The organism is Psychrosphaera sp. 1_MG-2023 (assembly GCF_030548245.1).
In the GTDB taxonomy this organism is placed as follows: domain Bacteria; phylum Pseudomonadota; class Gammaproteobacteria; order Enterobacterales; family Alteromonadaceae; genus Psychrosphaera; species Psychrosphaera algicola.
Genome location: NZ_JAUORW010000001.1, coordinates 123,876 through 147,881 on the forward strand (window position 1 = coordinate 123,876; position 24,006 = coordinate 147,881).

The window sequence follows — 24,006 nt, forward strand, 5'->3', positions numbered from 1 at the left end:
CTTAATTTAAATCGTAAAAGTGATATAGCAAACAGGGAACTCATGACGTACGCCACTCAATCGGAAACAGAACTTAACCAAATACTTACAAATCGAGAAAAAGACTGGCGAATAGGTGCCGTCGTTTACCAAGTTTTGGTAGACCGATTTGCACCGTCTTCTCAACTCGAAAATAAATGTGGTCTTTACCCTGAACCCAAAGTTCTAAAAAGATGGAATGAAACGCCTAAACACGGACACTATTTAGAACAACACAAATTGTGGAGTCACGAAATAGAATTTTGGGGTGGGGATTTTGAGTCACTTACCGACAAACTGGATTACATCGTGCAGCTTGGGGTAGATGTTCTGTATTTAAACCCGGTTCATGAGGCGTATACCAATCATAAATACGACAGTTTGGACTTTAAAAACATATCACCAGAATTTGGCTCTAAATCAGATGTAAAAATGTTAATAGATGCTGTTCATCAAAAAGGCATGAAAATCGTGCTTGATGGAGTATTTAATCATATGGGTCAAAATGCGCCGGTATTTCAAGAAGCGCAAGATAAACCTGACTCTATATATAGAGACTGGTTTTGTTTCAGTGATGAATATGAAGTGGGGTATCGAAGTTGGGATAATGCGACCAATTTACCTGAACTAAACTTAGAAAATGAAGCTGTGCGTTCATATGTATATTTAGATGACGACTCTGTGGTTAAAAGTTATCTCACAGACGGTGTTGATGGATGGCGTTTGGATGTTGCTCATGACATTGGCTTTAATTACTTGGCTGAATTAACGTATGAGGCCCACAAGCATAAACCCGGCTCGCTTATTATTGGTGAAGTATGGAGCTATCCACAGCAATGGTTAGGCAGTGTTGATGGCATTATGAATCTTACAATGCGGCATTTGATAATCCAAAGTGTTCTCGGTGCTATCCCAGCAAATTTAGCGAATAAACAACTTAATCAGATGGTTGTAGACTCAAATTATGAAGGATTATTAAAGTCCTGGGTTCTACTAGACAATCACGATACTGCGCGACTGGCGACGTTAGTACCTGATATTGCACAGCGTAAACTCGCTATGGCGCTGCAGTTTTGCGTTCCGGGCTCACCAAATCTTTATTATGGCAGTGAGTTGGGAATGATTGGGGGAGATGATCCAGAAATGCGAGCGCCGATGTGCTGGGATAAAGTGACGAAAGATAACGAGATGTTGTTGTGGACCTTAAAATTAGTAGCAACTCGCAAACAGAATAGGGCGCTTCGAATTGGCGAATTTAAAACGGTCCATTCATCGGATTTAATTGCGTTTCTACGCTATACGGACAAAGTGGAAGATGCCTGTATTATAGTGGTGAACCCCAAAAACGAGTCAGTGAAAGAACAGTTGATGATCCCTTATTCAAAATTAATGAATATGGGGAACATGGTTGAATTACTCGGCATGTATCCCGCTCAACTTAGAATTTCAGCATCTTATTTGGCAGTCGAAATGGCCCCACTTTCAATTGCAATATTTAAACCCAATACTGCGCCAACTAATGGCTATACGACATATAAACGAGTTGTCTAAATGCGTATATCAGCGCATATTTTATAGATTTACCGATTAAGTTCACTAACTTATTGGTCAATTATTTGATTGGCCAATTTCTCTCCTTTTGTTCGTTAACAGCGTTTTTTGTTTACCTTTGAAATTTCTTAACGAGTCTGCCGGTTTTTATTGTGACCTGGAAACGTTATACTAACCCCCATTGTTTACCAATTAAGATGCCTAATGGAACAGATCCAAGTCGGATATAATGCAGTACACGACCGAATGATAATGTCGATTAAAGCTAAGGGAGACATCCACAAAGTGTGGTTGACACGGCGTTTTGTAATGTTGTTTTTAGCGCAATTAAACCAAACAACACAAAACGATCCGGTGATAAAAGAGCAAACAGCTGGCCCCCATAAATCTGAGATCATGGCATTTCAAAAGCAGCAGGCTGAATTACAAGGCAAGATCAATAAATCGGCGGAACCAATTAAAGTTGATTTAGATGAAGGTGAGCCAATTTTAGCTTGCGGTATAAAAATAGATGAACAAACCCTTCACATAGACTGCACAAATAAGCGACGTTTAACGTTAGGACTATCAACTGGTTTGGCTTATTCACTCATAAATTTGATAGAACAAGCGTTAAAACATACCGGTTGGGGCTTTACAGGTGTTAAACCGGTCGCTAAAAAAACAACTGATGTGACGGTGGCGTCAAGTTGGTCTGCTTCCATAAATTAAACGCGATCAAATAGCTTACGAGTTCCGCTATACAGAACTACTAACGCCGTTCAGAGGTACTATTGATTGCTGAGATTTAGTGAGATTTAAAGCACTTAGCACCTGACGTAGTTGCAATTCAAAAATATCATTTAATGTCGCCATCGTCACGGACGTAAACTCAAAATAGACTTTTGGCTCGACCACAATTATTGATGCATCAATAAACTCATTGGAGATAGTTCCGTTGAGCTGGTTTATTTGTTTTTTTGCTAATTCTACTTTTTGTTTTTGTTCAAAGGTATAGGGATCCACCGAGGATAAATGGTCTAAAACGTGTTCAGTGGTATTGGTTAGTTTTTGTTGTAAATACGCTAGCCTAATCTTATCGACCTGGCTACAGTGTTTCATTGTGGCTATACCAACGCCAATCGCACGGCACTGACCAACAAATTCCGACGTTTGAATTAACTCGCGCCAAGTGAATCCAACGGAAGGTAATGAGGGCAATTGTGTACCATTTAATGCACTATTCTCTGCAATATCCTCTAATAGATACAGTAAATTTTCAATTAATTTGGTGTGTTGACTGAAGTTTTCTAAAACTGTAATCGTTGTTGTATTTTTTTGTAGCCGTGTCCAGTGATCAATATAACTATCCCAACGAACATGGTTAATTTCTAACTCAGGTTTAGCAAGATTAGACTGCACGGATTTGATGTTTTGTTTTATCTTTACCAGATCAGTGCGAGCTTGGGTGTTGCCGTTTAATAAAGCTGAACTCATTCCTCGATGTTTTTGAGTGAGAGAAATGAGATCTTTTAACTGACTTATCTGAGCAACGCCTCGACACTGTGATGTGACCAGCTGTCGCTTTTTTGTGTATCTAAAATAAACAAAGAAACTAAAAATAACAGCTGAATAAATACAAATTTCTATCATAAGCTTCCCTATAGTTTTAGGCGTACTGCTCAGTTAAATGTTCCAAATGTGCTGCGACATGCTCTGTTTGTTTTGCTATTAATGCATTTTCTTTTGCAACAACCACAACTGAATCTACATGCTCTGCAATCTCGTTTGTCGCCACAGCTTGTTGTTCGGCGTTGGTCGCTACAATGGCAATTTGTTCCTGAACATCGTTTGTTGTTTGTTCTATTTGAGTTAGAGCTTGATCTACTATCACTGCGCCATCACAACTTTGCTGAGTCTCTATAACAACGGTGGTCATACTGTCTAATATCTGTTTTGTTTGATTAGATACCTCTAAGACCGCCCGAACAATACTGTCAGCTGCAAGGTGTGAGCGGGTAGCAAGTTCGCGTACTTCTTCGGCGACGACGGCAAACCCAACGCCAAACTGACCAGCACGAGCTGCTTCAATAGATGCATTGAGCGCAAGTAAGTTGGTTTGTTGGGCAATTTTTTGAATGGCATGGGATTCTTTTTCAACGGATGTCGCCATAACGTTCAGTTTTTCCATTCTAGTTTGTGTATCCTGGGCTTCGATAGTAACGTTATGTAACTTTTCAGTTAAATTGATGAGCTCTTTTTTTGCTAGTGATGCGGTACTACTCGCTCCGCACGCGGCACTATGAACCAGTTCTATCTTGTTACTGACTTCCTGTAAAGAATGTGTCATTTCTATTATGGCCGACGCAGTACTTGTGGTGGCGTCAGATTGACGCTGTACGTTTTCACTAACCGAATTGGCTGTACCGATCACTTGTTGGGCGGAGTAGGCCACCTCTCTTAATCTTGCAGTGTTTTGTTCATTGGAGCGGCTTAGTTCGCGGAGAACTTCGACAAATTTAGCAGCAAGTGGATGATTTTGGCTGGCTAAAGATTTTATATTACGGGGATCAAATTGTTCTATGTCTATTTCATCAAGAAAACTAAGGGATGTTTTCAAATAGTGGTAAGTGACATATAAAGTGCCAAATAAAAGGTAGCTAGAGAGTAAACATAAAATATTTATTTGGACAATTCCAATCGACAGCACATTGAAAATATTTAACATATTTAATGTGAGATAAATCGACAGGGACGTAATCGCTAAGACAAAACAGTTTCTTATCCCAATTGATTTTAGTAACAGGGACACAGGATAAAAAATAATATTGCCCATAAATATTCCTTGTTAAGCAATGTTAACATCGCATTGCCTTATAAAAATGTGGTGTGGATTTTAACGGTCGATGCCATAAATTGCTTATGAACAGGAACACACGCTAAAAACTAAGTACTTAGGTAAGAAGTAATGGCAAGTTGTATTCCACAAATTAACATGTTGTTATATAAGTGAAAAAAATTAACTATTCAAAAGGGCTTGGAGGATATGAGGTACAACTGTGCAAGGTTGCATCATTTTAGTGAAAACCGACTTTTCACTATATTCATAATGGCTTGTGTATTTTTTTCTAAAACCAAATAAAACGGCTAGATTACTTTAATCTAGCCGTTTTAAAATAGTTTAAATAACTTTCCCTACAATTTTGTTACTGCGGGCGAACAAACGATGGCTTCGGTCTCTGAGTTTTAACAAAAGCACGTATGCAAGTGGTATAAAATAAAGACTGGTCACAGTTGAAAACATTAACCCGCCCATAATCGCTATGGCCATTGGTGAATATTCAGGACTGCCTGCGCCGCCAATGTTGGCATTGCCGACAGCAAGTGGCAATAAACCTAAAACGGTAGTCGCCACAGTCATTAAAATTGGACGAATACGATTACGACTGCCTTCTAAAACGGCTTCTTTAATTGCATAACCTTGTTCCCGTAATTGATTAATCCTATCGACCAATACAATTCCGTTGTTTACGACGATACCCATCAAAATTAAGATCCCAATCATTACCATGATTGACATACTGGTGCCGGTTAGCATGAGTGCCCAGAACAAGCCTGAAATCGAAAACAATAACGAGGTGATAACCGCAGTAGGCAAGATCAAACTTTCAAATAATGCAGCCATTACGATGTAAATCATGGCTAAGGCCAACAACATATTAACTTCCATGACGCTTTCAGCTTCACGTTGTCTTTCGAAACTGCCATTGAGGCTCCAGCTATAACCAGTAGGGAGTTGTATTTGGTTTAAGGTTTCTTCTATTCGTAGTTTTGCCTGTTCTAAGGTTGTGCCTTCCGCCATGTTTGCACCAATATTTAAACTGGTTTGGCGTTCAAATCGACTGATTTGGCTCAATCTAGGTACTATTTTGAGCTCAGCAAGTTGATCAAGACGATAGTCAATACCGTCTTCGGAATGGATAACGATAGAACGAAAACGTTCAAGTGATTTTTCAACGTCCTGTGCAAACATTAACCGTACTTGGATCTCACCAGAATTACGGTCACGATACGTACGCAAGTTTAAACCGCGAAGTGCCGTCCCCGCTGCTTGAGCAACATCTCGGCTACTAAGGCCAATACGTTGCACACGTTCTCGGTCAATAATTATTTGGATTTCTTTTTGATCACCAGTGACCTCAGAATTTACATCTTCCAAGCCTTCAATGTTCGAGATAACAGGAATTAATTGGTCTGCAATTTCCATCAATACTTCCGTCGCATTGCCTTTTAAGGTCACTTGAATGCCGCCGCCGTTGCCGCCACCCCAGCCAAACTGAGGTCGGGCCCGAACAAAGGTTGGCCAGTCTTTTTCAATATCAGTTTTGATGGCCTTAGCAGAGCGCGTAAGTTGTTTTTTTAGGTTAATTACAGAGTTCGCGTAACCATTAGTGTAATAACTATAGACTGAATCAAATTCAAACTTGTCTTGATTGGCGTATAAATAGTCTTCCATTCGGTTTACTATTTTTTCAACTTCGTCTTTAGAATAGTTTTTTTGCAGTTGGTAGTTGATAAACATGCGGGTGTTATCGACACCGTCGGCTTCATCACTCGTCACGGCGCCCATAGGAATAGCCATAGAAGCAAACAGTAAAAATCCAACTAAAAACGACTTTTTCTGATGGTTCATCACCCAATTTAACGATTTTTGGTAAAACTTCATTAGCTTACCGTCTTCTTTGTTCTTTTTAATCGGGATGTTTTTAATTTTGCTGGTTAGCAATGGGATCAATGTTTGCGCTATAAACAGTGAAGCGAATAAGGAAATACAAATAGCGATAGCCACGTGTTCTAAGAAGATAGTGATATCAATTTTTTTACCTATGATATTTGGTAAAAAAACGATCGCTGTAGTACAAGTCCCTGCAATAACAGCAAGTGATACATTTTGTACGCCTTGGTTTGTCGCTTTTATTTGGTCTTTTTCATTTTGACGTTCGTGAAATATAGATTCGGTAACTACCACCGCATTATCCACTAACATACCGACGGCCAACATTAAGCCCATAAGCGACAATATATTGAGGCTATAGCCCAGCATATACATCGCACCTAACGTGATAAAAATTGCAAAAGGTACGGACAAAACAACGATTATCGTTGTCGCCACATGACGCAGGAACAAATATAAAACGATAACTGACAGAAGGGCACCGATTAAACCGGCTTCCAATAAATTACTAAGGGAGTTGGTAACATCTTCGGCAGTGTTTTGCATTACGAACAAGTTGATGCCGTTAAATTGCGCACTATTAGAAACTTCATTTACGACTTCCATTACATCGGACGCAACTTGTACTAAATTAGCGCCGGACTCTTTCATGACATCCATGCCAATGGCATAAGTTTGATGTAAATGACGACCATCTTGACGTTCAGGCAACTCCAATTGAATATTGGCAATATCGCCAAGTTTGATGTTTTGTTCGATATAAAGATTATATACGTCTTCTACGGATTCAAATTTACCATTTGGGTTTATCATTATCTTACCGTCGGAGGTATTAAGATAACCGGCTGACTGACTGAAGTTCATGCGTCGAAGTTTTTCTACGACCGTGGGTAAATTTAAACGATAAGACGCAATTTTATTTTCATCTAAACGAATGCTAATTTGGCGTTTATCAACACCATATAGGGTCACTTGAGAAACGCCCGCTACACGTTCGATAGGGCGTTTTAAGTTACGTTCAAGTAAGTCATAAGCTAATGACAGATCTCGATCCGAAGATATACGCAAGTTAAAGACAGGCATATCGTTCGTATTAAACTGAAATACCATAATGCGCTCTAGATCATCTGGCAATTGATCGCGAATTGCATCAATTTTTTCTCTCGCTTCAATAGACTTAGCGTTTATATTTTCGTCCCATTTAAACTGGATAGAAATGTCTGCGCCGGTTTCCTTGGACCAAGTTCTAAATTGCTGGATACCGGAAATCGTTGCTAAAGCCTCCTCCACTGGCTTAGTTATTTGGCGTTCTACTTCAGCTGGTGTCGAATTTGGGTAGGGAACACTAATATACAACTCTGGAATATCAATCCCTGGCCACTTTTCTAGCGGCAGTAACCGGCTGGCAAAAATACCCAAAATAAGCAATGACACGAACATTATTATGGTTGTTACGGGTTTTTTAATCGCCCAGTTTGCCAATGATTTACTTGCAGTTTGTGTGTTGTTATTTAAATTATTCATTTCAACCTACTGAGCAATTGAGTCAAGGTGATTAACAGGTTCATCGACAGGAGCCACAAATCGTTTTCGGTCGATCAGTAAATATAACGATGGAATAAAAATTAACGTCAGCAAGGTAGAAAATATCAGTCCAAAAATGACGGTAAGTGCCATTGGAGAACGTAATTCTGCTCCGTCACCCAGCCCTAGCGCTAGGGGAAGCAGTCCGAGAGTTGTTGTCAGTGTTGTCATTATAATAGGACGCAATCGGCTTTGAGCTGATTCCAAAATAGCTTGTCGTTTTTCAATACCGAGTTCTCGCAGCTGATTTATTCTATCAATTAGGACGATGGCATTGTTGACAACAATACCAGCCAACATAATAAAACCAATAAAGACGACAACGCTGATGTTACTGTTTGTTAAGTACAGACCGTAAATCGATCCGGCTCCTGCTAATGGCACAGTAAATAAAATAATGAGCGGGTGTAATAAAGACTCAAACTGTGACGCCATTACGATATACACCATAAATACGGCCAAGATGAGGGCAATGGTTAATGATTCAAAGGAAACTTGCATATCTTCATTTTGCCCTTTCACAGCCCATGTAATTGACAGTGGCATATTTTGTTCCGTAATAATGCCGTTAACGATTGTGACCGCTTTTGCTAAATCAATACCAGTAACATTTAAATCAATAAGGGCAACTCGTTGCTGTTGTAACCGATTTATTTCACTTGGACCTGTGGTTAAACTCACTTCTGCGACATCGGCTAACGAAATTGGCATTGTTGAATTTGAATTGACGATTAACTGTTTTAAATCGTTAATTGAATTGCGGTCATTTTCGTTTGTGCGAACCAAAATATCGACTTTTCTATCGCCAACAGACAACTTGGTTGCGACTTTGCCGCCAATTTGTGCCGCAACAACGTCAGAGACTTGAGCCGCAGTTAAATTAAGTTGGGCTAGTCTACCGTGATTAAACTCGAGTTTTATTTCAGGGTGGCCTTTTTTTAAACTTGGATTGACGTCGGTTAGGTAATTGTTTGACTCAAATAGGGCGACCAGTTTATTGCTTTGTGTTTGCAACATGGAAAGGTCATAGCCAGAAAGAACAACTTGTATTGGTGCTTTAAAGGTCAAGAGTTTAGGGCGGTCAATAGTGCCATTTACGCCAGGAATACGATTTAGTTCCGCACGTAAATTAGACATAACAATACTTTCTTGCTCTGATGATTGGCCTTTTTTAAGGACAACATTGAGACGCCCCCAATTATCACCACTTTGACCTGGTGACGCATTCATCAAACTTCCTGTTCCTACGACGCTATAGGTTCTTTCAACAGCCTCGAGGGTTTTGGCAACATTTGCTAATTGCGTCAAACGTCTTTCTGTTTCTTCTAGTTTAGTGCCAGTTGGCATTAATACGTCTACAAAAAATTCACCTTGAGCCATCGGAGGTAATAATTCTGAACCAAGCTTTTTAACTAACGGCACGCTACCTAGTGCTAATAATGAGATAGCAGTTATCGTTAACGCAGGCCGCTTTAAAGAGACAATTAGGGTATTTTGATACACCTCACTCAAACGGTTGTAAACAAAATTAAAACCTTTAGCTGATGGCACCATAATAAAGGAAATAATTTTAACAAATAGGCGTATAACGGCTTTTAATACAATAGTGACAATTAACGGAATGTAATAAACCACGACTAAAATTAGCTTTTTAAAAGGCCAGGTTAAATACCAAAACGCCAATGCGATCTTATTGGTTGGTTTTTCTTTAATTGTAGGTTGGATAAATGGGTCTTGCTCTTCTTCAAACTTTCTAGTTTCTCTTGCTGCTAACATTGGAATTAATGTGATGGCAACAATTAGCGATGCAAATAACGCAAACGTTACGGCAAGTGCTTGGTCTGAAAATAGTTGTCCTGCGATGCCTTCTACAAATGCAAGTGGAAAAAATACTGCCATAGTGGTCAGTGTTGATGCAGTTACGGCAGTCGCCACTTCTTTGGTACCAATCGCTGATGCTTGTTTTGGCTCTAAACCCTGTTCTTTGTAACGGGCGATATTTTCGAGTACAACTATAGCAGAATCGACAAGTAAACCGATGGCTAATGCAATACCACCAAGACTCATAATATTAAGAGAAATGCTATTAGCGTGCATAAAATTAAAAGTGGCGATGACAGAAACTGGAATTGAAAGCGAAACAATAAATGTGGTCCAACTGTTTTGCAGAAACAAATACAGGATCAACATAGCCAATAAGCCGCCAATCACGGCTGCAATTTGTACTTCATCTACGGCTGAGTCGATAAACGTCGCTTGGTTATATATAGGCTCTAAAGTTAGTCCTTTTGGAAGTATATCATTAACTACTTCGAGTTGACTTAGCACTAGTTCGGCGACTTTAACCACATTTGCATCACCTTCTTTGTAGATAGCAACTTCGATGGCTTCTTCGCCGTTGACCTGAGTAATGCTATCTCGTTCTTTATGAGCGTCGGTCACTTTGGCAATTTCACTTAATCTAATGATCCTGCTGCCGTCATGTTTGACGATAAGTTCGCGGATGTCGGTTAAATCTTTAAATTGGTTTATTGTTCGAACTAAATAATCCTGACTTTGGTCTTTGACTCGACCACCAGATAAATTGACGTTTTCGTCACGCAAACGTTGAATAATTTGACTGATATCTAAATTGTGATGAGCGAGTTTACGTTGATCGATTGAGACATGAATTTCCTGCTCTAAGCCGCCACCTAGTTTTACGGATGCGACACCATTAACAGCTTCTAATTTACGTTTTACTTCTTCTTCAGCAAATGTACGTATTGATTTTAAATCGGCATCTAAGTTGTCTGATTTAAGAGCGAATCGCAAAATTGGATCTAAGCTAGGGTTAAATCGCAGCAATACTGGCTTTTTAACATCTAGAGGCAGTTGCAGAATATCGAGTTTTTCTCGAACATTAAGACTGGCCAAATCCATATCGGCCCCCCATTCGAATTCTAAAACAATGTCTGACTGACCTGCTTTAGAAACAGAGTTTACCAGGCGAACATTTTTGACCGTACCTATGGCTTCTTCAATCGGCTTACTTACCAATTGTTCTACTTCTGCAGGGGCTGCACCTTCATAATCGGTTCGAATTGTTAATGTAGGATAAGATAATTCTGGCAGTAAATTTATTGCTAACCGATTTAAAGACACAATACCGAACAACATTACTGCAAAGACAAACATCCAAATTGTGACCGGACGTTTTATGGCAACATCGACTATTTTCATTTTATTGCCCTTAAATATTATTAATTACGTTAACGTCAGCTTGGTCTTTTAGATTATTGTGACCTGCTGTGATCAAAAACGCGTTGTCGTCTAGGCCAGATAAAATTTCAACAAAGCCATTTTCCCGATAACCAATAACCACTTCTGTCTTAATAGCTTTATTTTCACTCACAATATAAGCAATCGATTGATTGTCCATCGTCAAAATACTGTTTGAAGGTGCGAGTAATGCATTGCGATGAACGCCATATTCGAGTTTAACTTCAGCGAACATTCCTGAATTTAAGAGTAATTTTTGATTGTCCATAGTGATTACTACCTTAAATGTGCCGCTTTTTGCATCAATTACAGGACTAATTCTTTCTACCTTAGCAACAAATTGTTGGTTATTTACTGCTGGAACAGACAAATTAACATTTTGGCCCTTCTTAACATTAGAAAATTGACCTTCTGGTAAATGTAAAACGCCCTGAAGTTCACGTTGAGATACGATATGGAATAAGTTTTCATGCTGATATTGTTGGACTAGATTTCCTTTTTTAACGTAGCGAGCCGATATAAAACCAGAAATTGGCGCAACTACGTTAGCTTCTGCCACATCTAACTCAGCGATACTTGTTGCGGCTTCAAGCGATTTGTATTGCCATTGCAGTTTTTCGAGTTGATCTGCAGAAACCAAACCTTTGTTTTTAGTTGAATTGAGTCGGTCATATTCGCTTTTAACTTGTTTAAGCTCTGCTCTACGTTGGTCTAATACTAATTGGTAACGTGTTGCATCTATAGTGGCGAGTACTTGTCCTTGTTCGACATAGTCACCTTCTTCTACTAGGACCTGCTCAATAAGACCCTGTACCTTAGCGATTACATCAGCTTCATTGATGGATTCTAGGATGGCGTTGGCTGCATAATAATTTGCGATTTGGCCCCGAGTAATCTTAGTTGCTTCAACAGGGACTTTTACAATTTCTTTTTTTTCTTCTTCTTCTTTGTCCATTGACGCTGTCGCTTCGCCACATCCGCTAATCGCGAATACGCTCGAAAAAGCAAATAAAATAGCGATGAGAGGGGAATGATTTGTTGTTTTTAAGTTTTTCATTTTTTTGCAAATCCATAATCTAAGGTTTGACTGGTATTGCACATAGCGCACCAATTATATTTGTTATATTTATCAACAACTTAGAACGGTATTGTGTTTTAGGTTTGGCGTATAGATAAATAATTTAACGAATATCGTTAAATGTTAGTCGAATTAACCAATATAGATGGATTTTTGTTAAATCATAGGCAAAAAAAATAGCAGCCTAAGCTGCTATTTTCTAATAGGTACGTAATAATTAGCGTTTATCTGCTGTAACGTAATCACGTTGAGGCGCACCAGTATATAACTGACGAGGACGACCAATTTTTTGTCCTTCTTCACCTAACATTTCGTCCCAGTGGCTGATCCAGCCAATAGTACGAGACATAGCGAAGATTACAGTGAACATGCTAGTAGGAATTCCCATTGCTTTTAAGATAATGCCTGAGTAGAAATCAACATTTGGGTATAATTTCTTCTCAACAAAATACGGGTCTTCTAATGCAATGCGTTCAAGTTCCATTGCAACATCCAATAATGGATCTTCGATGTGTAATGCCTTAAGAACATCGTGACATGTTTGACGCATAACTTTGGCGCGAGGGTCAAAGTTTTTGTAAACACGGTGACCAAAGCCCATAAGACGGAACGGATCCGCTTTATCTTTTGCTTTTGCTACGAATTCAGGAATACGATCTACAGAGCCAATTTTTTCTAGCATAGTTAAACATGCTTCATTTGCTCCACCATGTGCAGGTCCCCAAAGTGACGCAATACCAGCTGCGATACATGCGTAGGGATTCGCACCTGAAGAACCAGCAAGTCTTACAGTTGAAGTAGATGCGTTTTGTTCGTGGTCAGCATGAAGCATGAATATCTTATCCATTGCGTCCGCCAAAACAGGATTAACTACATAATCTTCAGCTGGTACTGAGAACATCATATTAAGGAAGTTTTCAGAGTAAGAAAGGTCGTTGCGAGGGTAAACAAAAGGTTGACCGATACTATATTTATAAGCCATTGCAGCGATAGTAGGTAACTTAGCGACTAAACGATAAGCGCTACGTTTGCGTTGCTCTGGATCAGTAATATCAAGGTCGTCATGGTAGAAACTAGACATAGCACCAACAACACCACATAGCATCGCCATTGGGTGTGCTTCAATTACAAATCCTTGGAAGAATGTTGCAATTTTTTCATGTACCAATGTGTGGTTCGTAATGGTGTTTTCAAACACAGCCAGTTCTTCTGCAGAAGGTAATTCACCGTGCAATAACAGAAAACATAATTCTAAATAGTTAGAGTTTTCAGCTAGTTGTTCGATTGGATAACCTCTATGCAACAGAATTCCTTTACCACCATCAATGAAAGTGATTTTAGACTGGCATGATGCGGTAGCCAAAAAGCCTGGGTCGTAGGTGAAAACACCCTTAGAACCCAAAGTTCTTACGTCAATGACATCGTTACCTGCAGTACCAGACATAATAGGAAGTTCGAAAGCTTCTTGTCCAGTGACTTGAACTGTGGCCTTTTTATCCGCCATTCATGTTCTCCTCATAATTGTCGTTTTTTAATTGTGCGACGTTTCTTAACTTGCACATTCAAAAATTAGTATTTTTGTAAGACAAGTAAAGTCGGTCATTTTTAAAAGTGCAACATTGTAACTACAAAATAGAGTAAAAAGTCAATTTAATTGCACTTATGACTAATAATTATTCAATATTAGCTAATAATTGTTCAATCGTTTGGATTAAAGCGCTTAATTTTAAACAGAAATTGATAAATCGAGAATCGATATATATACTCCACTTGGCTGCACACGTATGCAGTCTGTAATTTCTACCAAATTTTAATAGTTGTAAATATTAAACTTTAGTCGTATTGCAAAAACACAAGTGTACTGGTTTAGTACGCACACACAAAAATAAAAACAGCTCGGATAGGCATGTAACCGTGAAAAAACAAAGACCTGTAAATCTAGATCTGACAACCATTTCAATGCCAGCGTCGGCTAAAGCATCCATATTGCATCGTGTCACAGGTGTCGCATTATTTTTTGCGCTCATTTTTGTGATTGTAGTATGGGCGATATCCTTACAATCAGCTCAAGGATTTGAAACAGCTCAAGAATTAATTAATGGTGTGATAGGCAAAATCATCACTATTGGTACTCTTGCTGTTCTTTCCTATCATGTTATCGGTGGCATTCGTCATTTGATAATGGATATGGGCTATTGGGAAGAATTGGAATCAGGGAACATAAGCGCCAAGGTGTCAATTGCACTTTGGATTGTAACTGTAGTGTTAGCGGGAGTATGGATATGTTGATTAATCAAGCATCCTTAAAGCGTGACGGAATCCAAGATTACGTTTCACTTCGCGCTACGGCGTTATTCATGACAGCGTATGTCATATTTATTTTAGGTTATTTCCTAACAACACCTACTGTGACCTATGAAGGTTGGTCAGGTTTATTCTCTAACATTGCGGTTAAAGTATTTACCTTTATCACCTTACTTTGTATTTGGGTTCACACTCGTATAGGTCTTTGGCAAGTATTAACGGATTACGTTAAAAGCCCAAAAATGCGCTCAATACTAAGCTTTATTCTAAACACGATCGGTTTGGCTTACGTCATAACTGGTTTATTTGTTTTGTGGGGTGTTTAAGTGAGTATTAAAGTTCTTGAATTTGATGCCGTCGTAATCGGCGCAGGTGGCGCAGGTATGCGCGCCGCATTGCAAATTGCAGAGTCAGGCCAATCATGTGCCTTGATTTCAAAAGTTTTCCCAACTCGTTCGCACACAGTATCTGCTCAAGGTGGTATTACCGTAGCACTAGGTAATGCCCATGAAGATCACTGGGAACAGCATATGTACGATACCGTTAAAGGTTCTGATTTTATCGGCGACCAAGACGCGATTGAATACATGTGTAAAGAAGGGCCAGAGGCAATCTTAGAAATGGAAAATAAAGGTTTACCTTTTTCTCGTTTCGAAGATGGTCGAATTTACCAACGTCCGTTTGGTGGCCAATCTAAAAACTTTGGTGGCGAACAAGCTGCTCGTACTGCAGCGGCAGCTGACCGTACTGGCCACGCCTTGTTACATTTGTTGTATCAACAAAATGTTAAAAACAAAACTACAGTTTATAGCGAATGGTATGCACTTGATTTAGTTAAAAATGCCGATGGTGCAATTGTCGGTTGTACAGCAATTGACATTGAATCTGGTGATGTTGTTTTCTTTAAAGCTCGAGCGACTGTTTTAGCAACAGGTGGTGCAGGCCGTATTTATGCTTCTACTACTAACGCGCATATTAATACTGGTGACGGTGTTGGCATGGCGGTTCGCGCTGGCGTTTCATTGCAAGACATGGAAATGTGGCAATTCCACCCAACAGGCATAGCCGGTGCAGGTGTACTTGTGACAGAAGGTTGTCGTGGAGAAGGTGGTTACCTTCTTAATAAAGACGGCGAACGTTTCATGGAACGTTATGCACCAAATGCGAAAGACCTAGCGTCTCGAGATGTTGTTGCACGTTCAATGATGACTGAAATTCGTGAAGGTCGCGGTTGTGACGGTCCTTTAGGTCCTCACCTGAAGTTAAAACTAGACCACTTAGGTCGTGAAACGTTAGAAGCACGTTTACCTGGTGTATGTGAATTGTCTAAGACATTTGCTCACGTTCATCCAGCTGACGAACCAATTCCAGTTCTTCCTACTTGTCACTATATGATGGGTGGTGTTCCAACTAACGTAAACGGTCAAGCGTTAACAAAACTCGACGATGGCTCGTTTGCTGAAGTTGAAGGTTTGTTTGCCGTAGGTGAGATTGCATGTGTATCTGTACACGGCGCAAATCGCTTAGGTGGTAACTCATTGCTTGATTTAGTTGTGTTTGGTCGCGCTGCAGGTCTATATCTAGAAAAATATTTAGGTGAAGGGCGCGGTGCCACTGAAGTAACTGATGCTGATGTTGAGAAAGCGATGGAACGTTTCAATCGTTGGGAATCGACTTCTCAAGGTGAAGATCCAATTCAAATCAAAAAAGATCTACAACGCTGTATGCAACTTAACTTCTCGGTTTTCCGTGAAGGTCAAGCAATGGCGGAAGGTCTGGCAGAATTAAAAGAAATTCGTGAACGTTTAAAACATGCGAAATTATCTGATAATTCGAAAGAATTTAATACCCAGCGTATTGAGTGTTTGGAATTAGACAATCTTATGGAAACTGCACTTGCTACCGCTGCCGCTGCTAATTTCCGTACAGAAAGCCGTGGTGCCCATAGTCGAGAAGATTTCTTAGACCGTGATGATGTAAATTGGTTATGCCACAGTATTTATGACCCAAAAACTCAAGAAATGAGCAAGCGTGAAGTGAACATGAGCCCTGTGCATCGTGAAGCATTTCCGCCTAAAGCTCGTACATACTAATAGGGGAGTAACGAAATATGAAAACTTTGAATTTCTCGATTTACCGTTATAACCCTGATGTAGATGATGTTCCATACATGAAAGACTATCAACTTGAAGTTGAAGACGGTCAAGACATGATGGTACTAGACGCATTAATGTTATTAAAAGAACAAGATCCAACATTGTCGTTCCGTCGTTCTTGTCGTGAAGGCGTATGTGGTTCTGATGGTCTTAACATGAATGGCACAAATGGCTTAGCGTGTATCACGCCGCTATCTGCACTTGGTACAGGGACGACTATATTACGTCCATTACCTGGTTTGCCGGTTGTACGTGACTTAGTTATCGATATGACTCAGTTCTACACGCAATATGAAAAAGTTAAGCCATTCTTAATTAACGACGACAAAATGCCACCGGCTCGCGAATATATTCAATCTGTTGAAGATCGCGAAAAGCTTGATGGTTTGTACGAATGTATTCTTTGTGCATGTTGTTCTACGTCATGCCCATCGTTCTGGTGGAACCCAGACAAGTTTATCGGACCTGCTGGTTTGTTACATGCTTATCGATTCTTAATTGATAGCCGTGACACCGCAACTGATGAGCGACTGGCTGACTTAGACGATGCATTTAGTGTGTTCCGTTGCCACGGTATCATGAACTGTGTCAACGTTTGTCCTAAAGGGTTAAACCCGACAAAGGCGATTGGACACATCAAGTCTATGTTGTTGCAGAGGTCAGTTTAGAAAGTGAAAACTGAGGCTGTAATGACCTAACAAGAGAAAGAGTCGTTTCATTTATTTGGAAGGGCTCTTTTTTATTTTTAAACAAGAAAAAGCTAGTCACAAATCGACTAACAAGGATATATATCTAATGCACGAAGGTGTTATGCAATCTTGGCTGAATAGTTCACATTTATCAGCTAACAGCATGGTATATGTTGAACAGATGTATGAGTTGTATTTAGACGACCCGACTTCTGTTTCTGATGAGTGGCGTGAAATTTTTGATACTCTGCCAAAAGTAGAGGGGGTTTCCGTTGAAACCAAGCATTCAGAAATTCGCGACTTATTCGCTCAACTTGCCAAAACAAAAGACCGTACTGTCGTATCAGTTGCTGACCAAGCAGATGAAAAACAAGTTAAAGTGCTTCAGCTCATTAACGCGTTTAGATTCCGTGGTCACCAGAACGCCAACCTTGATCCTTTGGGATTGTGGCAACGTGAAAAAGTACGTGAATTGAGCTTAGCTCACCACGAACTTGATGACGTTGATAAAACGCGTGAATTTAATCTGGGTTCATTTGCAATCGGCAAAGATAAAATGCCGCTTGGTGAATTGTATGAAGCGCTAAAAGACACATATTGTGGTCCGATTGGCGCAGAATACATGCACATTACTGATACAGACGAAAAGCGTTGGATCCAACAACGTTTAGAATCAATTCAAAGCAAACCTTCATTTTCTTTAGATGTTAAAAAACGCATCTTAAAAGGTTTAATTGCTGTCGACGGATTAGAAAAGTACTTAGGTGCTAAGTTCCCAGGCGCGAAACGTTTCTCATTGGAAGGTGGCGATTCACTTGTTCCAATGATCAAAGAAATTATTCATCGTGCCGGCGAGCAAGGTCAAAAAGAAGTTGTAGTTGGTATGGCCCACCGTGGTCGACTAAACGTCTTAGTTAACGTACTTGGTAAAAAAGCAGGCGAATTATTTGAAGAATTTGGCGGCAAAGTTGATGAATCACTGGCCGCAGGTGACGTTAAATATCACCAAGGTTTTTCATCAGATTTTGCAACAGCCGGTGGTAATGTCCACTTAGCGTTAGCGTTTAACCCGTCTCACCTTGAAATTGTAAACCCGGTTGTAATGGGCTCTGTTCGTGCTCGATTAGACCGTCGTGATTGTGAAAATGGTTCTAAAGCGTTAGCAATTACCGTTCATGGTGATTCTGCAATCGCAGGACAAGGTGTTGTTCAAGAAACATTTAATATGTCCCAAACACGTGCTTATAAAGTAGGTGGTACGGTACGTATTGTTGTAAATAACCAAGTTGGATTTACAACGTCACTGCAAGAAGACGCACGTTCTACTGAATATTGTACGGACATAGCGAAAATGGTTCAGGCACCAATATTTCATGTAAATAGTGATGACCCTGAAGCTGTGGCGCTGGTTGCTCAACTTGCCGTTGATTACCGAAATACATTCCGTCGTGATGTTGTTATCGATCTAGTGTGTTATCGCCGCCATGGGCACAACGAAGCTGATGAGCCAAATGCCACTCAGCCTTTGATGTACCAAAAAATCAAAAAACACCCGGTTCCAAGAAACCTTTATATCAAACGTTTAGTTGCTGAAGGTTCGATCCAAGAATCAGACGTTACGCAATTGGCTGACGATTATCGTGGAATTTTAGATAAAGGCGAATGTACAGTTGAAGAATGGCGTCCGATGACAGAACATTCTGTAGATTGGCGACCTTTCCTAAATCACGATTGGGACATTGAATACAATAAAGCGATTTCAGTTGAAAAATTGAATGAGCTAGGTGAGAAAATCACTCAGTACCCAGCAGAGCACACATTGCACTCTCGGGTTAAAAAACAATATGACGAGCGTCGTAAAATGTTAGCGGGTGAAAAACCTCTCGATTGGGGTTTTGCAGAAACATTAGCCTATGCTGCATTATGTGATGATGGTCACGATATCCGTATTACGGGTCAAGACTCTGGTCGTGGTACGTTTTTCCACCGTCATGCTGTATTGCATAATCAAGTTGATGCATCTACGTATATCCCACTTCAACATTTACATAAAGAACAAGGTAAATTCGAAATATTCGATGCCGTGTTATCTGAAGTCGGTGTACTCGCATTTGAATACGGTTACGCAACTGCTGAACCAGAATCTTTGGTTATATGGGAAGCACAATTTGGTGACTTTGCCAACGTAGCACAGGTAGTAATTGACCAATTTATAAGCTCTGGTGAACAAAAGTGGGGCCGCCTATGTGGACTTACAATGTTATTGCCACACGGTTATGAAGGTCAAGGTCCTGAGCATAGTTCGGCAAGAATGGAACGATTCTTACAATTGTGTGCTGACCACAACATGCAGGTGTGTGTACCTTCGACTCCGGCTCAAGTATTTAACATGATCCGTCGTCAACAGATACGCCCAATGCGTAGACCACTTATCGTAATGACACCTAAGTCATTGCTTCGTCATCCTTTAGCCGTTTCAACTATGGAAGAATTGGCCGAAGGTACTTACCACAATGTAATTGATGAGATTGATGAGATTAATCCAGCAAACGTCAAACGCGTGGTATTTTGTTCAGGAAAAGTATATTACGACTTATTAGATCAACGTCGTAAAGCTGAACAAGACGATGTTGCCATTGTTCGTGTGGAGCAGTTATATCCGTTCCCACATGCAGAAATGGATGCGGTAGTAGAAAAATATAAACACGTGACAGATTTTGTTTGGTGTCAAGAAGAGCCACAGAACCAAGGCGCTTGGTACTGTAGCCAACACCATTTCTGGAATTCAATTCCAGCAAAAGCAAACCTAACATATGCCGGTCGTAAAGCATCAGCTTCACCAGCAGTTGGTTATGCCTCTGTCCATGCTAAAGAACAACAAGCGTTAGTTAATGACGCATTAACGATTAAATAATCTCAAGGATTAATCATGACTACTGAAATTAAAGTTCCAGTATTACCAGAATCAGTTGCTGACGCCTCAGTTGCGACTTGGCACGTAAAAGTTGGCGACACAGTCTCTCGTGACCAGAATTTGGTAGACATTGAAACTGATAAAGTTGTGTTGGAAGTTGTATCACCAGAAGATGGTGTTGTTACTGAAATTCTTCAAGAAGAAGGTGCCGTAGTTTTAGGCGAACAATTAATTGCAACTATTGGTGCAGCAGGAGCCGCGGCGGCACCAGCAGCACCTAAAGCCGAAGCAGCGTCGGCTCCAGCAGCAGATGCAGCACCGTCAAAAACAATTCAAATCAAAGTTCCTGTATTACCTGAATCGGTTGCAGATGCTTCAATAGCTACTTGGCACGTTCAAGAAGGTCAAGCGGTTAGCCGTGACGAAAACTTAGTTGATGTTGAAACAGATAAAGTAGTACTTGAAGTTGTGTCTCCTGAAGACGGAGTTGTCACTAAAATCATTAGCCCTGAAGGCGAAACGGTTCTTGGCGAACAACTTATTGCAGAAATTACCGTAGGTGGTGCTTCTGCAGCGTCTGCACCAGCGGCTGAAGCTGAGGAAACAACGTCTTCTGATGATGCGTTATCACCTTCAGTTCGTCGTTTAATTTCTGAAAAAGGGTTAGATGCATCTAAAATTACAGGTACTGGCAAAAGTGGGCGAGTTACTAAAGAAGATGTTGAAAACTTTGTGAAAGCGCAATCTGCGGCACCTAAAGCGGCACCTAAAGCTTCTGCGACTCCTTCGGCACAAGTTCTGGGTGAACGCACACAAAAACGCGTTCCGATGACTCGTTTACGTAAAACAATTGCGAATCGTTTATTAGAAGCTAAAAACTCTACTGCAATGTTAACCACGTTTAACGAAGTTAACATGAAGCCAATTATGGACTTACGTAAGCAATATAAAGACGTATTTGAAGAACGCCACGGCGCTCGCTTAGGCTTTATGTCGTTTTATGTAAAAGCAGTTGTTGAAGCATTAAAACGTTTCCCAGCTGTAAATGCGTCAATTGATGGTGACGATATCGTTTATCATAATTACTTTGACGTAAGTATTGCTGTTTCTACTCCTCGTGGTTTAGTTACACCAGTACTACGCGATTGCGACAAAATGAACTTTGCTGAAATCGAAAATGGTATTCGAGCACTGGCAATTAAAGGTCGTGACGGCAAATTAACTGTTGATGAGATGCAAGGTGGCAACTTCACAGTAACCAATGGCGGTGTATTTGGCTCGTTGTTATCAACGCCAATTATTAACCTTCCACAATCTGCGATTTTGGGTATGCACAAAATTCAAGATAGACCAATGGCGGTTGAAGGTAAGGTAGAAATCTTACCTATGATGTATTTGGCATTGTCTTACGATCACAGATTGGTTGACGGTAAGGAATCAGTTGGATTCTTAGTAACAATTAAAGAGTTGCTAGAAGATCCGACACGCTTGTTACTTGATGTTTAATTTATAAACAAAAGTAAAATAAAGCTAACAAAATTAGTGCAATTATTCCAATTTATACTTTAGTTGTATTGCACTAATTTAGGGGTGAACTATAATATCCCCGCATGTAATTTGGGCTGTAGATGTTCTGCAGCCTTTAACTTATAAAAGAGATGGATTGAACCTCATGAATTTGCATGAATATCAGGGTAAACAGTTGTTTGCTCAATACGGGCTTCCTGTATCTAAAGGTTTCGCAGCTGAAACTCCAGCCGAAGCGGCAGCAGCTGCTGATCTAATTCCTGGTGATGCTTATGTTGTTAAAGCACAAGTACACGCCGGTGGCCGTGGTAAAGCAGGTGGTGTTAAACTTGTTAATACTAAAGACGAAATTAAAGCATTTGCAGAAAAATGGTTAGGCGAGCGTTTAGTTACTTATCAAACTGATGAGAATGGCCAGCCTGTAAGTCGTATTTTGGTTGAACCATGTACTGACATTGCTCAAGAATTATACCTAGGTGCGGTTGTTGACCGTTCTAGCCGTCGTATCGTTTTCATGGCATCTACAGAAGGTGGTGTTGAAATCGAGAAAGTAGCAGAAGAAACGCCTGAGAAAATTCTTAAAGCGACTATCTGTCCTTTAGCGGGTGCACAACCTTACCAAGGTCGCGATTTAGCGTTCAAACTTGGTCTTGAAGGTAAGCAAGTAGGTCAATTTGTTAAGATCTTCTTAGGTCTTGCGAAAATGTTTAAAGAAAAAGACGTTGAGTTAATTGAAGTTAATCCTTTAGTTATTACACCAGCTGGTGACTTACATTGTCTTGACGCAAAAGTTGCAATCGACAGCAATGCTGTTGGTCGTCACGCAGACATCAGAGAAATGCACGATCCTTCACAAGAAGACGCGCGTGAAGCTGATGCGGCAAAATGGGAACTTAACTATGTCGCACTCGACGGAAACGTTGGTTGTATGGTTAATGGTGCTGGTCTAGCTATGGGTACGATGGATATCGTAAACCTTAATGGCGGTCGTCCTGCAAACTTCCTAGATGTTGGTGGTGGCGCAACTAAAGAACGTGTTGCTGAAGCATTTAAAATCATTTTATCTGATGACAATGTTAAAGCTGTTTTAGTTAACATCTTCGGCGGTATTGTTCGTTGTGACATGATTGCAGAAGGCATCATCGGTGCAGTTAAAGAAGTTGGTGTTTCAGTTCCAGTTGTTGTGCGTTTAGAAGGTACAAATGCTGAGAAAGGTCGTGAAGTATTAGCGAACTCAGACGTAGATATCATTGCAGCAGAAAGCTTACAAAGTGCTGCTGAGTTAGTAGTTAAAGCTGCAGAGGGCAAATAATGAGCGTTTTAATTAATAAAGACACTAAAGTAATCTGCCAAGGTTTTACTGGCTCACAAGGTACTTTTCACTCTGAACAAGCAATTGCATACGGCACTAACATGGTTGGTGGTGTAACGCCTGGTAAAGGTGGTCAAACGCATCTTGGTCTTCCAGTATTTAATACTGTTGCTGAAGCGGTTGCAGAAACTGGTGCGGACGCGTCAGTAATTTATGTACCTGCTGCATTTTGTAAAGATTCAGTTCTAGAAGCCGCAAACTCTGGTATCAAGCTAATCGTTTGTATCACTGAAGGTGTTCCAACTCTTGATATGCTTGACTGTAAAGTTAAGTGTGACGAGCTAGGTGTGCGTTTAATCGGTCCTAACTGCCCAGGCGTAATCACTCCTGGTGAATGTAAGATTGGTATTATGCCTGGTCACATTCATTTACCAGGTAAAGTAGGTATTGTTTCTCGCTCTGGTACATTAACGTACGAAGCGGTTAAACAAACTACAGACGCTGGTTTTGGTCAGTCTACTTGTGTTGGTATCGGTGGTGATCCAATCCCAGGTACTAACTTCATCGACGTATTGGAAATGTTCCAAAATGATCCGCAGACTGAAGCAATCGTTATGATCGGCGAAATCGGCGGAACAGCTGAAGAAGAAGCTGCTGCTTACATTAAAGAAAATGTAACTAAGCCTGTTGTTTCTTACATTGCCGGTGTTACTGCACCTGAAGGTAAGCGTATGGGTCATGCCGGCGCTATCATCTCTGGTGGTAAAGGTACAGCTGACGACAAGTTTGCTGCGTTAGAAGCAGCTGGTGTTAAAACTGTACGTTCTCTTGCTGAAATCGGCAAAGCACTTGCAGAAAAAACTGGTTGGTAATCTACCACTTAGTTTAATAAAAAAGG

The 24,006-nt window shown here is 40.3% G+C and carries 16 protein-coding genes; 10 read left to right on the top strand and 6 right to left on the bottom strand.

Annotation, left to right across the window (positions count from 1 at the left end):
• Nucleotides 1-42: 42 nt before the first annotated feature.
• Nucleotides 43-1,569, top strand: coding sequence for a glycoside hydrolase family 13 protein (locus Q4575_RS00445; RefSeq protein WP_303520991.1), 1,527 nt, complete (start codon nt 43-45; stop codon nt 1,567-1,569).
• Nucleotides 1,570-1,773: 204 nt separating this feature from the next.
• Nucleotides 1,774-2,280, top strand: a complete 507-nt coding sequence (locus Q4575_RS00450) for a hypothetical protein (RefSeq protein WP_215962791.1) — start codon at nt 1,774-1,776, stop codon at nt 2,278-2,280.
• 27 nt (nt 2,281-2,307) lie between these two features.
• On the opposite strand, the gene Q4575_RS00455 is transcribed toward Q4575_RS00450, so the two are convergent.
• The 6 genes from Q4575_RS00455 to Q4575_RS00480 form a co-directional block, all read right to left on the bottom strand.
• The gene (locus tag Q4575_RS00455; RefSeq protein ID WP_303520992.1) at nt 2,308-3,201 is read right to left on the bottom strand and encodes a nitrate- and nitrite sensing domain-containing protein; all 894 of its coding nucleotides are present in this window, start codon (nt 3,199-3,201) and stop codon (nt 2,308-2,310) included.
• A gap of 16 nt (nt 3,202-3,217) precedes the next feature.
• Nucleotides 3,218-4,384, bottom strand: a complete 1,167-nt coding sequence (locus Q4575_RS00460; protein ID WP_215962793.1) for a methyl-accepting chemotaxis protein — start codon at nt 4,382-4,384, stop codon at nt 3,218-3,220.
• Nucleotides 4,385-4,729: 345 nt separating this feature from the next.
• Nucleotides 4,730-7,807, bottom strand: a complete 3,078-nt coding sequence (locus Q4575_RS00465; RefSeq protein ID WP_215962794.1) for an efflux RND transporter permease subunit — start codon at nt 7,805-7,807, stop codon at nt 4,730-4,732.
• Nucleotides 7,808-7,813: 6 nt separating this feature from the next.
• Nucleotides 7,814-11,089: an efflux RND transporter permease subunit gene (locus Q4575_RS00470; protein WP_303520993.1), complete on the bottom strand. Its 3,276-nt coding sequence runs from the start codon at nt 11,087-11,089 to the stop codon at nt 7,814-7,816.
• A 10-nt stretch (nt 11,090-11,099) separates the two neighbouring features.
• Nucleotides 11,100-12,185: an efflux RND transporter periplasmic adaptor subunit gene (locus Q4575_RS00475; protein WP_303520994.1), complete on the bottom strand. Its 1,086-nt coding sequence runs from the start codon at nt 12,183-12,185 to the stop codon at nt 11,100-11,102.
• Nucleotides 12,186-12,423: 238 nt separating this feature from the next.
• Nucleotides 12,424-13,710 (bottom strand): citrate synthase, encoded by a 1,287-nt coding sequence (locus Q4575_RS00480; protein ID WP_303520995.1) that lies wholly within the window; start codon nt 13,708-13,710, stop codon nt 12,424-12,426.
• A 410-nt stretch (nt 13,711-14,120) separates the two neighbouring features.
• On the opposite strand from Q4575_RS00480, the gene sdhC reads away from it, so the two are divergent.
• The 8 genes from sdhC (at nt 14,121) to sucD (ending at nt 23,980) form a co-directional block, all read left to right on the top strand.
• Nucleotides 14,121-14,495, top strand: a complete 375-nt coding sequence (gene sdhC / locus Q4575_RS00485) for a succinate dehydrogenase, cytochrome b556 subunit (RefSeq protein ID WP_215962798.1) — start codon at nt 14,121-14,123, stop codon at nt 14,493-14,495.
• On the top strand, nt 14,489-14,836 hold the full coding sequence (gene sdhD / locus Q4575_RS00490) for a succinate dehydrogenase, hydrophobic membrane anchor protein (RefSeq protein WP_215962799.1): 348 nt from the start codon (nt 14,489-14,491) through the stop codon (nt 14,834-14,836). Before sdhC ends, sdhD begins: the two co-directional genes overlap by 7 nt.
• Entirely contained in the window at nt 14,837-16,603 is a 1,767-nt protein-coding gene (gene sdhA, locus Q4575_RS00495) for a succinate dehydrogenase flavoprotein subunit (RefSeq protein WP_303520996.1), read from the top strand.
• Nucleotides 16,604-16,620: 17 nt separating this feature from the next.
• Nucleotides 16,621-17,334: a succinate dehydrogenase iron-sulfur subunit gene (locus Q4575_RS00500; RefSeq protein WP_215962801.1), complete on the top strand. Its 714-nt coding sequence runs from the start codon at nt 16,621-16,623 to the stop codon at nt 17,332-17,334.
• A gap of 127 nt (nt 17,335-17,461) precedes the next feature.
• Complete coding sequence (locus tag Q4575_RS00505) at nt 17,462-20,269, top strand: 2-oxoglutarate dehydrogenase E1 component (RefSeq protein ID WP_215962802.1); 2,808 nt, start codon at nt 17,462-17,464, stop codon at nt 20,267-20,269.
• 15 nt (nt 20,270-20,284) lie between these two features.
• Nucleotides 20,285-21,775, top strand: a complete 1,491-nt coding sequence (gene odhB, locus Q4575_RS00510) for a 2-oxoglutarate dehydrogenase complex dihydrolipoyllysine-residue succinyltransferase (RefSeq protein ID WP_303520997.1) — start codon at nt 20,285-20,287, stop codon at nt 21,773-21,775.
• 166 nt (nt 21,776-21,941) lie between these two features.
• Entirely contained in the window at nt 21,942-23,108 is a 1,167-nt protein-coding gene (sucC, locus tag Q4575_RS00515) for an ADP-forming succinate--CoA ligase subunit beta (RefSeq protein ID WP_215962804.1), read from the top strand.
• Nucleotides 23,108-23,980: a succinate--CoA ligase subunit alpha gene (gene sucD, locus Q4575_RS00520; RefSeq protein ID WP_215962805.1), complete on the top strand. Its 873-nt coding sequence runs from the start codon at nt 23,108-23,110 to the stop codon at nt 23,978-23,980. The genes sucC and sucD overlap by 1 nt, the downstream gene beginning before the upstream one ends.
• The last annotated feature ends 26 nt before the right edge of the window (nt 23,981-24,006 follow it).